Source organism: Paraburkholderia sp. HD33-4 (assembly GCF_021390635.1).
Classification (GTDB): Bacteria; Pseudomonadota; Gammaproteobacteria; order Burkholderiales; family Burkholderiaceae; genus Paraburkholderia.
In genome coordinates, this window is the sequence record NZ_JAJEJS010000001.1 from 3,237,890 (window position 1) to 3,250,772 (window position 12,883).

12 protein-coding genes are annotated in these 12,883 nt (G+C 64.5%); 4 read left to right on the top strand and 8 right to left on the bottom strand.

Going from position 1 to position 12,883, the window contains the following annotated elements:
- Positions 1–20: 20 nt before the first annotated feature.
- The 3 genes from L0U84_RS14310 to L0U84_RS14320 form a co-directional block, all read right to left on the bottom strand.
- The gene (locus L0U84_RS14310) at positions 21–485 is read right to left on the bottom strand and encodes a DUF2214 family protein (protein WP_233850678.1); all 465 of its coding nucleotides are present in this window, start codon (positions 483–485) and stop codon (positions 21–23) included.
- Between the two features lie 150 nt (positions 486–635).
- Positions 636–1,490: a hypothetical protein gene (locus tag L0U84_RS14315; RefSeq protein ID WP_233850680.1), complete on the bottom strand. Its 855-nt coding sequence runs from the start codon at positions 1,488–1,490 to the stop codon at positions 636–638.
- A 274-nt stretch (positions 1,491–1,764) separates the two neighbouring features.
- On the bottom strand, positions 1,765–2,829 hold the full coding sequence (locus L0U84_RS14320; RefSeq protein WP_233850682.1) for a glycosyltransferase family 4 protein: 1,065 nt from the start codon (positions 2,827–2,829) through the stop codon (positions 1,765–1,767).
- Between the two features lie 696 nt (positions 2,830–3,525).
- Between L0U84_RS14320 and L0U84_RS14325 the strand changes: the two genes are divergently transcribed.
- On the top strand, positions 3,526–5,361 hold the full coding sequence (locus L0U84_RS14325; protein ID WP_233850684.1) for an ABC transporter ATP-binding protein: 1,836 nt from the start codon (positions 3,526–3,528) through the stop codon (positions 5,359–5,361).
- Positions 5,362–5,445: 84 nt separating this feature from the next.
- Here the strand turns inward: L0U84_RS14325 and otsA are convergent, their stop codons facing one another.
- Both otsA and otsB read right to left on the bottom strand, forming a co-directional pair.
- Positions 5,446–6,924: an alpha,alpha-trehalose-phosphate synthase (UDP-forming) gene (gene otsA, locus L0U84_RS14330; RefSeq protein WP_233850686.1), complete on the bottom strand. Its 1,479-nt coding sequence runs from the start codon at positions 6,922–6,924 to the stop codon at positions 5,446–5,448.
- A gap of 52 nt (positions 6,925–6,976) precedes the next feature.
- A complete protein-coding gene (gene otsB, locus L0U84_RS14335) occupies positions 6,977–7,726 on the bottom strand; it encodes a trehalose-phosphatase (RefSeq protein WP_184006249.1) in 750 nt (249 codons plus the stop codon).
- Between the two features lie 489 nt (positions 7,727–8,215).
- Here otsB and L0U84_RS14340 point away from each other — a divergent pair, with 489 nt between their 5' ends.
- Genes L0U84_RS14340 through L0U84_RS14350 form a run of 3 tightly spaced genes read left to right on the top strand, consistent with a single transcriptional unit; the run spans position 8,216 to position 10,244 of the window.
- Positions 8,216–8,830 carry an SCO family protein gene (locus L0U84_RS14340; protein ID WP_233852026.1) on the top strand — a complete coding sequence of 205 codons (615 nt, stop codon included), beginning with the start codon at positions 8,216–8,218 and terminating at the stop codon, positions 8,828–8,830.
- A gap of 28 nt (positions 8,831–8,858) precedes the next feature.
- The gene (locus L0U84_RS14345; protein WP_233850688.1) at positions 8,859–9,320 is read left to right on the top strand and encodes a copper chaperone PCu(A)C; all 462 of its coding nucleotides are present in this window, start codon (positions 8,859–8,861) and stop codon (positions 9,318–9,320) included.
- Between the two features lie 39 nt (positions 9,321–9,359).
- A complete protein-coding gene (locus tag L0U84_RS14350; protein ID WP_233850690.1) occupies positions 9,360–10,244 on the top strand; it encodes a cytochrome c oxidase assembly protein in 885 nt (294 codons plus the stop codon).
- A gap of 5 nt (positions 10,245–10,249) precedes the next feature.
- Here the strand turns inward: L0U84_RS14350 and L0U84_RS14355 are convergent, their stop codons facing one another.
- The 3 genes from L0U84_RS14355 to L0U84_RS14365 all read right to left on the bottom strand — a co-directional run bounded on the left by L0U84_RS14355 (position 10,250) and on the right by L0U84_RS14365 (position 12,772).
- Positions 10,250–10,765 (bottom strand): GNAT family N-acetyltransferase, encoded by a 516-nt coding sequence (locus L0U84_RS14355; protein WP_233850692.1) that lies wholly within the window; start codon positions 10,763–10,765, stop codon positions 10,250–10,252.
- A 136-nt stretch (positions 10,766–10,901) separates the two neighbouring features.
- Complete coding sequence (locus L0U84_RS14360; protein WP_233850693.1) at positions 10,902–11,882, bottom strand: GGDEF domain-containing protein; 981 nt, start codon at positions 11,880–11,882, stop codon at positions 10,902–10,904.
- A gap of 140 nt (positions 11,883–12,022) precedes the next feature.
- Positions 12,023–12,772 (bottom strand): TraB/GumN family protein, encoded by a 750-nt coding sequence (locus tag L0U84_RS14365; RefSeq protein WP_233850695.1) that lies wholly within the window; start codon positions 12,770–12,772, stop codon positions 12,023–12,025.
- Between the last annotated feature and the right edge of the window lie 111 nt (positions 12,773–12,883).

The window sequence follows — 12,883 nt, forward strand, 5'->3', positions numbered from 1 at the left end:
GGAATAGAACGTCCGCCGCCCTACACCACGCCGGCGGGCAGCCCGATGCCGCGCGCCATACCGGTCGCGGCAAACACCATCAGAACCAGCAGCACGGTCTGGATCACATTGAAATGCGCGTAGGAACGCGCCTTCTTCAGATTCGGCGGCGCGCCGCTGCGGATCGACGCGCGCCAGCGCATCAGGCCGAGCATCGTCGGCACTTCGAGGATCAGGATCAACACCAGCAAAGCCATCTTCACGTGAAAGAGCGGCTCGTGCAGGTAGTAGTCGGCGCCCTTGTCATAGCTGCCGAACACGCGCATCAGGCCGGTCACGATCAGCACCAGTCCGGCGATGCCCCAGCGTGAATCGGCGCGGAACACCGAACGCAATGCGGCGGGCACCGACGCGCGACGCAGCGACCACGTGCGTCTGAGAATCGACGCGAGCGCAAAGCCATAAGCGAGCAGATGAAGGGCGGCAAGCAACCAGCGAACCAGCATGGCGACTCCTGCGAAAGACGCGATACGATCGATGAGTGTCCCACTCGCCCGCCTGCAGGCCGGGCGCCTTGATTGCATTATCGACGAAGCTTCGCTTCGGGATGCGTGCATCGGCCACGCGATTTGAGCGATAGCACAAAACGTGCAGCGTCAGACCTGGCGCAGCGTCGTGTCGAGCGCGCGGGCGGCGACGCGATCGCCTTCGGTCGTCAGCGCGGCGCGGAAAACGGTCTGCCGGTTATGACCCGCGGCGGCCGGCGAATCCCACAGCAGCTCGACCTTCGGACGGACGCCGAACGCGCTGCGCGCAAGCGAGGGCGCCGCGACCGACGCCATCGGCGCCGCTGATGCGCCGGCCTCGCCCGCCGCACCGAACGCAACCGCGGGCGTGGGCGCCGGTGTCGCGCGCACGTCCGGTCCATTAGCCCAGCGCACCGACAATTCGCGCGCATCGTATTGCCCGACCTTGCGGCGCTCAGCCCAGACAACCACGGTGCGCGTCACCGGATCGAGCGACACCGCGTAGCGGCCGATGGCAAAGCGCCGCGCCGCCACATTGGTGCGCCACAGCGGCAGCGGCCGGCAGATCCACAGGACGATCGCATACAGCACCGGCGCCGCAACGAGCCAGCCGTTGGTGGCCGCGACCGCCTGCATCGCGCGACGCCAGCCGGCGCTCGCGACGAACGCACCGACCGACCAAAGCGCAAACAGAAAACCGAGGAACGCGAACAGGCGCAACGCCTGACGCAGCCATTGCGGCAGCGGATGAAACGGACGCTCGGCGACGGCGCGCGCGCCCGGCAGGAAGATCAGCAGGAACAGGAAGACGAGGTTGATACACGCCCAAGGTGACGACGCCATCGCGGTCAGCGCGGTGCTCAGGTTCATCTGGGACATCGAAAAAAACCAGCGGGCGGCGAGCACGAGACCGATGGCGCGTAACGTAAAAATCGTTCCGGCGCCGGGCGCCGCGTTCGCACGCGTCTCTTTCGTTCTCGGCAAGGCATCCTCCTGTCGTCGGCGGCGCCGCAGCCCATTTTGCGGCACGGCCATTATAGGGATATTACCGAGACTGGCTCGTTCGCGCCGCGCGGAATCCCGTATTTTCCGTTGCGCGCCGACGAAAAATGCGGCGCGCATGCAACAACGCCCCGCCGGCGACGTGCCAACGGGGCGTCAAGAGCAGCGAAGGAAGCGTACAACGCGCTCCTGCTGCCAGCTTTTTATTTACTGCGGATCAGCTGAGGCGAATCACGTTCGGCGAATCAACCTTCGATCAGCCTGCGTTGACTTCGCGCAGCACCGTGCGATGCTTGCGGCGCAGCAGTTCTTCGTAGGTGGCGACGTAGTTCTGCGCCATCACCTTCGACGAGAAACGTGCTTCGAACGCCTTGCGCACGCCAGCGCGCGGCAGCGTGTGCAGACGCTTGATGGCCGCGACCGCGCTGATTTCGTCTTCGACGACGAAACCCGACACGCCGTTTTCGATCACTTCCGGCACCGAACCGCGGTTGAACGCGATCACCGGCGTACCGCAAGCCATTGCTTCGATCATCACGAGGCCGAACGGCTCCGGCCAGTCGATCGGGAACACCAGCGCATGCGCGTTGCCGAGGAACTCACGCTTTTCGGCTTCGCCGATTTCGCCGATGTACTCGACGTGCGGGAGCGCCATCAGCGGCTTGATCACTTCTTCGTAGTAAGCACGGTCGGCCTTGTCGATCTTGGCGGCGACCTTGAGCTTCATGCCTGCCTGGCCGGCGATGCGGATCGCGCGGTCGAGACCCTTCTCCGGCGAGACACGGCCGAGGAATGCGAGGTAGCCCGGTTCGACGTCGGGGATCGGCGTGAGCACGTTTTCCGGCAGACCGTGGTAGACGGTTTGCAGCCAGTTCGCCTGTTGCAGCGGGATGCGCTGGTTGTCGGAAATCGATACGACCGGCACGTCCTTGAACGTATTGAAGATGGGCTGCAGTTCCGGCAGATCGAGACGACCGTGCATCGTGGTCAGGAACGGCACCGGCTGACGCGCGAACAGCGAGAACGGGTAGTAGTCGATGTGGAAGTGCAGCACATCGAATTCGTCCGCGCGGCGGCGCACTTCTTCGAGCAGCAGCATGTGCGGCGCCATCACGTCGCGGATCGTCGGGTCGAGGCGCAGCGCCTGCGGCCAGAAAGCTTCGAGCTTCGCCGAGGTTTGCGAATCACCGCTTGCAAACAGCGTGACGTCGTGGCCCAGCTCGACCAGCGCCTCGGTCAGATTGGACACCACGCGTTCCGTACCACCGTACAGCTTGGGAGGAACCGCCTCGTGCAGCGGAGCGATTTGAGCGATTCGCATATTGACGAACTCCTAGTAAAAAATCAGGCAAAAGTACTGCATTTGGAAAAAGCGACTCGCTTGCTCGCCAGGGCAGTCTGGCCGGAGATGCCGGCGCGGGCCTGATTCTTTCGAGAAATCCTGCGATGGATCGCTTGGGTAACGAGCCCAGACAAGTGGATCAGTGTCTGCGCATGTGCGAGTAAACGCGCACCGTGCACCTACGTTGACAAACTGTCAGAAATTTTGCCGGGCTAACGAGCACGCATTATCGGTGCCCGAATTGTTGCCGCACCACGGCATTTCAAAGTCTTTACGTTGTTACAAACGCGAAACACTTTGCAAACCCTTGTTTTCAAAGACAGTTCTACAGTGTCCACGAGGTTGCGCGAGGCACGGCGTTACCGTGTCCGTGAGCTCTCGTGCATCGACCTTGCCGGTAGGAATTGCAAAATTGCCGCGGCGCGGTTGAATGCAATTTGTAATTATATCTCGAAATTTTCCGCAATCTGCCTGAATCGCCCGCCGGTTGGTGCGTCGAGACGACGCAGATCGCGGAGGTCCATCGCGAAATCAATCGCGTCAAAGCCCGGATACACAGGGCGCAATCGTCATTGCATGTTTACAATGCGAAGCATCGGCTTCGCGGAGAGACATGCTTGTCCGTGTGGTCCGCGCCTTGCATGCACAACCCGAAACACATCGATCTCAGCTCAATTGGAACACTTGACCATCGCCCAGCGTAACGCCCAGAACGCAAAGCTCGCGAGCTATGCGCACCGGCCGCTTGCGTTTCTCTTCCGCTTTATCCGCCGCCATCCGGTCGCGCATGCGATCGTGTTGTGCAGCGTGTTTGCGGCCGTGGGCTGTGCACTCGCTTCGCAATACGCGATCAAACATCTGATCGACGTGCTCAGCGGCGGCCGCCATCATCCGGGGCCGCTGTGGGGCGCATTCGCGATCCTCGTCGGCCTGATCGCGGCCGACAACCTGTTGTGGCGGGTCGGCGGCTGGTTCGCCGCGCACACGTTCGTCGCCGTGACAGGCGATTTGCGGCGCGACCTGTTCCAGTACCTGAGCGGCCACTCGCCGACGTACTACGCCGAAAAGCAGCCCGGCATGCTGGCAAGCCGCATCACCGCGACCTCGAACGCCGTCTACACCGCCGAAAACACCACCGCGTGGAACGTGCTGCCGCCGTGCATCGCGGTGCTCGGCGCGATCGTGATGATCATCTCGGTGAACCCGCTGATGGCCGCCGGCCTGATGCTGTGCTCGGCGATCCTGTCGGTCGTGCTGTACAAGCTGGCGGGCCGCGGCTCCGCGCGCCACCATAATTTCGCGACCAAGGCGGCATCGGTCGACGGCGAGCTCGTCGACGTGATCAGCAACATGGGCCTCGTGCGCGCGTTCGGCATGACGTTTCGCGAGCAGGGGCGCTTCGCGTCGACGGTCAAGTCGGAGATGGACGCCCGCCAGCAAAGCCTGCTGTATCTGGAAAAGCTGCGGCTGCTGCATGCCGTGATCACCGCGATGCTGTCGGCCGGCCTGCTCGGCTGGGCGCTGTGGCTGTGGGACCAGGGCCGCGCGACCTCGGGCGACATCGTGCTCGTCAGCTCGCTCGGCTTCACGATCCTCCACGGCACGCGCGATCTGGCGGTCGCACTCGTCGACGTCACCCAGCACGTCGCGCGACTCGCCGAAGCCGTGCGCACGCTGCTGGAACCGCACGGCATGCCCGATCGCGACGACGCGACCGAACTCGTGCCGCAGGGCGGCCGCGTCGCGTTCGATGGCGTCACGTTCGCCTATCCGCGCCGTCGGCCGATTCTCGATCACTTCGACCTCAATATCGAACCGGGACAACGCGTCGGCCTGATCGGCAAGTCGGGCGCCGGCAAATCGACCGTCCTCGCGCTGTTGCAGCGCTTCTACGAGACCCAGGGTGGCGCGATCAAGATCGACGGCCAGGACATCGCGTCGATTACCCAGGACAGCCTGCGCCACGCGATCGCGCTGGTGCCCCAGGACATTTCGCTGTTCCATCGCACGGTGTACGAAAACATCGCCTACGGCCGCCCGGACGCGAGCCGCGAGGAAGTGCTCGCCGCCGCGCGCGAGGCACGTTGCGCGGACTTCATCGAAGCGATGCCGGAAGGCTACGACACGATCGTCGGCGACCGCGGTGTGAAGCTATCGGGCGGCCAACGCCAACGCATCGCGATCGCGCGCGCGATTCTGAAAAACGCGCCGATCCTGCTGCTCGACGAAGCCACCTCCGCGCTAGACAGCGCGTCCGAAGAAGCGATCCAGAAGGCGCTCGACCGGCTGATGGTCGGCCGTACCGTGATCGCGATCGCGCACCGTCTGTCGACCTTGAACAACTTCGACCGGATCATCGTGATGAGCGCCGGCAAGGTGATCGACGACGGCTCGCCGGAAGAACTCCGCCAGCGCCCGGGCCTCTATCGCGACCTGCTCGCGAAGCAATATGGCAAGGGCCAGACGCTGCATGTCGGCGGTAAGAAGGTCGACGAACAGCACGTGGCCTGAGTCACGCAGCGTCCACGCGCTGCCCATCGCACGAAAAAAAGCCGCTCCCCGGAGCGGCTTTTTGCTGTCCGGCTTGCGGCTGGCTTAGCCGGTCACACTCTCGCGCGCCGCCCTCTTCCTCGCGGTACCCGCCGCACCCGCAGCCGCGCGCGCCTTCCCGCTTCTGGCGCGCTTCGCGCCATCGACGCTCTGCAGATCGCGCATGAAGTTATCGCGCCACACCGACACGTTGTTCTCGCGCAGCTGCGCCATCATGTCGCGATAGCGCGCCTGGCGCTCGGCGAGCGGCATACCGAGCGCCCGCGCGAGCGCTTCGGCCATGCCGTCGATATCGACCGGGTTGACGATCAGCGCGCCATCGAGCTCCTGCGCCGCGCCCGCGAAGCGCGACAGCACGAGCACGCCCGGATTGTCCGGATCCTGCGCCGACACATATTCCTTCGCGACGAGGTTCATGCCGTCGCGCAACGGCGTCACATAGCCGACGTGCGCGGTGCGGAACAGCGCCGCCAGCACCGAGCGCTCGTACTGCTTATGGATGTACAGAATCGGCGTCCAGTCCAGCTCGGCGAAACGTCCGTTGATCCGTCCCGATTCGCCTTCGAGCTGCAGCCGGATGTCCTGATACGCGTGCAAGTCGGCGCGCGTCGGCGGTGCGATCTGAAGGAACGACACCTTGTTGCGTTGCGCGGCCGAATGTTCGAGCAGGCGCTCGAACGCGCGGAATCGCTCGACCAGCCCCTTCGAATAATCGAGCCGGTCGACGCTCATGATCAGCTTGCGCGAATGCAGCGTCGCCTTCATCGTGCGCACCGGCTTGCCGCGCTCGCCCGCTTTGGCGAGCTCGGCGATCTCGTCCGGGTAGACGCCGATCGGATACGCCGACGCGCGCAGCGTGCGGCCGAACGCATGCACGGTGAGCGGCCCTTTCGCCGACGCGTCGATCGTGCCGCCGCCTTCGTTGATCACGTAATCGCAGAACGCGCGCAGATCGGGGCCGGTCTGGAAACCGAGCAGGTCGAACGAACACAGCGCCTCGACGAGCTCGCGATGCGGCGGCACCGTCAGCAGCACCTGTGAGGCCGGAAACGGAATGTGCAGAAAAAAACCGATGCGGTTCTTCACGCCTGCCGAGCGCAGCGCCTGCGCGAACGGGATCAGGTGATAGTCGTGCACCCAGATCACATCGTCTTCGCGCAACAGCGGCACCAGTTGCTGCGCGAGCCACGCGTTGACGCGGCCGTAGCCTTCGAAGTCGTGCCGGTCGTAATGCAGCAGGTCGGTTCGATAGTGGAACGCGGGCCACAGCGTCGCGTTCGAGAAACCGCGGTAGTACTGGTCGTAATCGCGACGCATCAAGGCGACGGTCGCGAAGGTCACCGGACCGCGCTCCTCGACCTTGATCTGCGGGTGGCCGGAGGTGAGCACATCGCCGCTCCAGCCGAACCACATGCCGCCGGTCTCCTTCAGCGCGTCGTACACGCCGACCGCCAGACCGCCCGCAGCCGGGCCGCCCTCCGAAATAGGCGCCACCCGATTCGAAACAATGATCAGTCGGCTCATGAGGCGCGATTCCCGATGCAGTATGTTGTTTTCGTCGAACTGGGCGCCGGCGTCATGCGCCGCGTGCCGCCGCGACAATCGTCTCGAGCCAGTCGAGCAGTGACGACACCGATTCGACACGGGTGCGCGCCATCGTTTCGCCCGCGCCGACCTTGATCGACAGACCACCACGCTCGTTGACGACCGCGAAGCCCTTCTCGTCGGTCAGATCGTCGCCTGCGAATATCGGCGTGCGGCCGGTGAACGGCAGTTCGTCGAGGAACGCGCGCGTCGCGCGGCCCTTGTCGACGTCCTTCGGCTTGATCTCGTAGACCATCTTGCCGGGCTGCAGCACGTATGACGCGGGGTAATCGGCGACGAGCCGCTCGGTCGCCTCGCGCGCGACCGGCTCGCGGTCCGGCGCATTGCGGTAGTGCAGCGCGAGCGCCGCGCCCTTGATCTCGAGCAGCATGCCCGGATGTTCGTTGACGACCTGCGCGAGCACCTGCTCCATGCGCAACAGGCGCTCGTCGTGAAAGCCGATGCGCTGCGTGTCGCCATTGGCATCGCGACGCTCCGCGCCGTGCAGACCGGCGACCGGCAGATCGGGCATGCCGAGAAAGCTGTCGATGCTGTCGATGCCGCGCCCCGACACCACCGCGACCGCGCCATTCGTCAGGCTGCGCAGTTCGCGCAGCAGGTCGATCACGCGCGGCTGCACCAGCACGCCGTCCGGCGTGGGGGCGAGTTCGACGAGCGTGCCGTCGAAATCGAAGAAAAATGCCGTCTCGCTCGGAGACAGAACAGCCGGAAGTGCTTGCATCGCCTGGGTTCGCCTTTCAGCCTTCTATGGCCGGAAAAGTGTGCGCATCTTACCGCGCATCCGTCAATTTTTCGAGAAAGTAAGCCTGGACTCAAGCCCGATGGGCGGTCTGTCCGCCCGCTTGGGTCGATTGCGTTCAAAAGCGCAACGATCGGGCTTCACCGAGCTTTCAGCCAGCTGCGTCAAATTGACTCGCAAATCGTGCGCCCGGCGCGCCGCGCGACGCTGGCGCCAATTTTGCGCTACAGTCGCTGCCACGCGGACCGTCGGCACGATGGACATCGTTGCATGCTGTCGCTCAATCGCGTGTCGCGCGCGAATCTTGCGCGGCATGATCGGGCGACGGTGCGGCCCCCCCCTGCTCCATCGATTCGTGCCGCCTGCTCTTCAATCGAGTCATTGAACCCTGCTTTGTTCCCGATCCTCCCGCCACTACCCCCCAAGTCGAACCTGTCCCGCTCACGACCCGAGCGACACGTGCATCGGTTGATGCACGGGGTGGCACGCCGGTTTGCGGCCACAGCGGCGCTGGGTACGCTGGTCGCGCTCGCCGCGCTGAGCGGCTGCACGCAACGCGCCGAGCCGTGGCAATTGACCAACGTGACCGGTCACCTGCCGGATCTGGACTTCACGTTGACCGACGACACCGGCAGTCCCGTGAACGCCGCCTCGTTCAAGGGCCGCACGTCGCTGGTCTACTTCGGCTACACGCATTGCCCAGACGTCTGTCCCGAAACGATGGGCCGCCTGATGCAGGTGCTCGGCAAGCTCGGCCCCGATGCGCAGAAAGTGCGCATCCTGTTCATCACCGTCGATCCCGCGCGCGACACGCCGCGGGCGTTGCACGACTACGTCGGCGCGTTCGACGCACAGCACGCCGAAGGGCTGACCGGCACAGACTGGCAGATCGAGTCGCTGGCGAAGCGCTATCGTGTCGCTTATCAGATGGAAAAGCGCGACCCGAACGGCAACTACGAGGTCACACACAGCTCCGCCGTCTATGTGTTCGACGCCTTGGGCCACGCTCGCCTGCTCGCCACCGATCACGACACCCCCGATGCGATCGCGCAGGACCTGCGCCGCATCATCGACGACCAATCCTGATTCTTATCCGATCCCAATCGATCCCATCATGACGATCAAGCTCAAAACGTTCGCTTCATTGGCCGGCGCCTTCGCGCTGTCGTTCGGTATCGCCTCGGCCGCGCAGGCGGCTGACGCTCATGCGATCAGCGTCAAGGACGCGTGGGTGCGCTGGCTGCCGAACAACCTGCCCGCGGCCGGCTACGCGACGCTCGTCAACGCGAGCGACAAACCGATCGACCTCGTCGATATCTCAAGCGACGACTACGGCGACGCGATGCTGCATCAAACGGTGTCGAACGGTTCGACGCAGAAGATGGTGATGGTCGACAAGCTGACGGTGCCCGCGCATGGCCAGGTCGCGATCGCGCCGGGCGGCTATCACGTGATGCTCGAGGACGCGAAGCACAAGGTCGCGCCGGGCGACACCGTGCATCTGACGCTGAAGTTCTCCGATGGCGAAACGCTGAGCGCGCCGTTCGCGGTCAAGTCGCCGGGCCAGACCAAGTAAGCGGCACCACGGACCGCCGCCACCGCACACGCCATCGCCATGAACCTGCTCTACTGGCTCGATCCCTGGGAGTTTTCGCCGACCGTCGTGATCGCGCTGCTGATCCCCGCGATCCTGTTCGTGCGCGGCGCGCGCAAGGCGCGGTTGTCGTTCGCGCGGCGACTGTCGTTCTGGTTCGGGCTGGTCGCGCTGTATGTCGTACTGCATACGCGGCTCGATTATTTCTTCGAGCATGAGTTCTTCATGCATCGCTTGCAGCATCTGGTGCTGCATCATCTCGGGCCGTTCTTCATTGCGCTGTCGTATCCGGGCACGGCGTTGCGCGCGGGCATTCCGTTGCGCTGGCGACGGCGCTTCGTGCGGCCCGCACTGCAAACACCGCTCGTGCGCAAGGTGCTTGATGTCGTCATGCATCCGGTCGTCGCGGTCACGCTGTTCGTCGGGCTGATCTACTTCTGGCTGCTGTCGCCGATCCATTTCGTCGCGATGCTCGACTGGCGGCTGTATCGCGTGATGAACTGGAGCATGGCGATCGACGGCCTGCTGTTCTGGTGGCTCGTGCTCGACCCGCGTCCGGCGCCACCCGCGCGTCTGTCGCCGGGCAAGCGCGTGCTCGTGGTGATCGCGGCGATTCCGCCGCAGATCATCCTCGGCGCGTTCATCTTCTTTACGCCGCACGAGCTGTATCCGATCTATTCGATCTGCGGCCGCGCATTCACGTGGCTGAGCCCGATGCGCGATCAGCAGATCGGCGGGCTGCTGTTATGGATTCCGGGTTCGATGATGAGCGTGATCGGCGCGCTGATCGCGCTGCGTCACTGGATGCGGCTATCGGCGCGCGGACGCCTGCGCGCCGAGCGGCGTGTGAAAGCGGCGCGCGGGCTCACGCATGCGGCATCGACGACCGCCAACGGGCCCCGCTGACCCGTTCAAGCTCGGAGCGAGCGCATCCACACATGCGGGATGCCGTCTTCCTCGTGAATCTCCGAGACCGGCTCGAAGCCGAACGCGCCGTAAAAGCCTTGCAGATGCGCCTGCGCGTGCAGACGGATCGGCGTATCGGGCCACTGCGTCCGGATATGCGCGAGCGAGCGTTCGAGCATCGCATTGCCGAGACCGATGCCGCGAAACGACGCGGTCGTCAATACCCGGCCGATGCGCACGTCGGCATCCGCCGCATCGGGCAACAACACGCGCAGATAGCCGGCCAGGAGGGGCGCAGCCGCATCGTCGCCGGTGCCATACGTGCCATACGCGAGCAGATGCCAGGCGTCGACGTCGAGCCCGTCGATATCGCCATACAAACAATTCTGTTCGATGACGAACACCCCGCTGCGGGCGGCCAGCATCTCATAGACTTCGACGCCCGTCAGGTCCACGAACGGCTTCCAGCGCCATTCGAGTTGGGCGAGCCGCGCGGCGGCGGTGTGCTGCAAATCAGTCATCGGGAGCTTTCAGGGTCAATGCGCGACAGCGCGGAACAATCCGCAATTATGCCGCGCGTGCCAGCCTCGGGCTATCGCGCGGGTCGGCTTGGGACTGGTTGAAAAGTGGCCGGTAATCGGCTGAAATCGGAGCCCGTCAGCGCCGTTGCGACGAGCGCGCCTTCGAAGCCTGCTTGTGGCTGTACATCGCCGCATCGGCCGCCGCGAGCAGTTCGGCGACCGTGCCGTGACTGGTCGGCTCGTACGTCACCTGGCCCACGCTGAAGTGGATCTGGTAGCCACGCAGCCGCTCGGCATTGCGCTGCTCGAGCAGGTGGCCGAGACGCTGCGTCACCTCATGCGTCTCCGAGTTCGTCGCGCCGGTCAGCAGCGCGACGAACTCGTCGCCGCCGAGCCGCCCGATCACGTCGCTTTCGCGCAGCGCGGTGCGCAGCACCTCGGCGAACGCTTGCAGTGCGCGGTCGCCTTCGGCGTGCCCGAGCGTATCGTTGATCTGCTTGAAGTCGTTCAGATCGAAGAACAGCAGCGACGCCGGCTTATCCATCCGCCTACAGACGTTCAGCGCGTGTTGCGCGAGCACTTCGAAACCGCGCCGGTTCGACAGATGCGTGAGGTCGTCGAGCGTAGCAAGCTGGATCGCGACGAGTTCCTGCTCGGCCATGCGCGCGAGATCGCGCAGCAACGCGCGATCCTCGTCATCGAGCGTGCGCGGCTTCGTGTCGATCAGACACAGCGTGCCGACCTTGCTGCCGCTCGAAACCGTCAGCGGGCAGCCTGCGTAGAAACGGATTTTCGGCTCGTCGATGACGAACGGATTGTCGCTGAAGCGCGGGTCGGCGAGCGCGTCGGGCACCGTGAGAATATCGTCGCCGAGAATCGCGTGCGCGCAGAACGACACGTCGCGCGAGGTCTCGCTCGCCTCGAGGCCAATGCACGATTTGAACCACTGCCGGTTCGCATCGACGAGACTCACTACGGCTATCGGCACACCGAAAAGCCGCCGCGCGAGGCGAGTCAGGCGATCGAAGCGCTCTTCCGGCGCGGTGTCGAGAATATGCAGTGCGTGCAATCCGTCGAGACGGGCGCTTTCATTGCTAGGCGTCGGTGGAACAAGCATGGAGTGAGCTCAGCGGGCGTCGGATGATCCAAATGATAACGGTTAGTGTATAGCGGCATTCGGGAGCGTGGAATGGCGGAAACAGCCAGTCGTGCGGGTGGTCGACCGGCTGCGTTCGGCAGCGAAAGCCTCGCACGAGTTCAGAACACCGCTTGCAGGGGTCGCGCGAGACAGTCGGGCAGATTGTCGGGACCACACAGATGCAGCGCGCCGACGACCACCAGCGTACGCTCGCGCGCGTCCAGCAATTCGTTCAGCCGCACGGCCCACGCGCGATTGCGCACGTCGAGGATGGCCTGACGGATGCCGGGCAGATTGAACATCGGCGATTCGACCGCGATTTGCTGTATCGCGTGCAGATCGCCCTCAAGCCACGCCGCGTGCATCCGTTCGAGCGTGCGCTGCGGTTCGCCTCGATCGGCCATTAGCATATCGAGCGCGGCGGCAATGGCTTCGAGCGGAATCGATTCGAGCGCGACTGCGACGTCGTGCGCAGACTCGAGATAGCGATACGGCTTCGACTGCGCAAGCGCCGAGCGCAGCAGGCGCGGCTCAACACCCTCGACGACCTGCTGCAGCAGTGTCGGCGCGACGATCAGCGCGGCCCACGGACACAGTGTTTCAAGCGGCGCGAGCAGACCATCGGTCGGCCATAGCGCCTGCAGTTGCGTCCAGGCTTCGTCGCGCATCAGGGGCCGCAATTGCGCGGCGTCGGAGTGCGCGTCGGCTTTGAGAAATGGCAGGATCGTCGCTGGGTCGGACTCGAATACGAGCGCGTCAGCCCAGTCATAGGCTTCGGCGACCCAAGGCGGGGTTCGACGGCTCGTCGCGGGAAACAGATGCATCGAGCCGAGCAGGCGCACCTGGGTGCCGGTGAGTTGGAAATACATGCGGCTTCAAGGAAAACGGGCGATGACGGTGCCGCAATTCTATCGCCCGATTTCGATACGGCGCGCCAGCGTGCGTTGCCATTCTGCCAAGCGTGCCACACGCGCCATTTA

Coding starts and splice junctions, on each gene's coding strand:
- L0U84_RS14345 (WP_233850688.1), top strand. CDS start 8,859: ATGACGATCAAGCTCAAAACGTTCGCTTCATTGGCCGGCGCCTTCGCG.
- L0U84_RS14350 (WP_233850690.1), top strand. CDS start 9,360: ATGAACCTGCTCTACTGGCTCGATCCCTGGGAGTTTTCGCCGACCGTC.
- L0U84_RS14320 (WP_233850682.1), bottom strand. CDS start 2,829: ATGCGAATCGCTCAAATCGCTCCGCTGCACGAGGCGGTTCCTCCCAAG.
- otsA (WP_233850686.1), bottom strand. CDS start 6,924: ATGAGCCGACTGATCATTGTTTCGAATCGGGTGGCGCCTATTTCGGAG.
- L0U84_RS14355 (WP_233850692.1), bottom strand. CDS start 10,765: ATGACTGATTTGCAGCACACCGCCGCCGCGCGGCTCGCCCAACTCGAA.
- L0U84_RS14310 (WP_233850678.1), bottom strand. CDS start 485: ATGCTGGTTCGCTGGTTGCTTGCCGCCCTTCATCTGCTCGCTTATGGC.
- L0U84_RS14365 (WP_233850695.1), bottom strand. CDS start 12,772: ATGTATTTCCAACTCACCGGCACCCAGGTGCGCCTGCTCGGCTCGATG.
- otsB (WP_184006249.1), bottom strand. CDS start 7,726: ATGCAAGCACTTCCGGCTGTTCTGTCTCCGAGCGAGACGGCATTTTTC.
- L0U84_RS14340 (WP_233852026.1), top strand. CDS start 8,216: ATGCACGGGGTGGCACGCCGGTTTGCGGCCACAGCGGCGCTGGGTACG.
- L0U84_RS14360 (WP_233850693.1), bottom strand. CDS start 11,882: ATGCTTGTTCCACCGACGCCTAGCAATGAAAGCGCCCGTCTCGACGGA.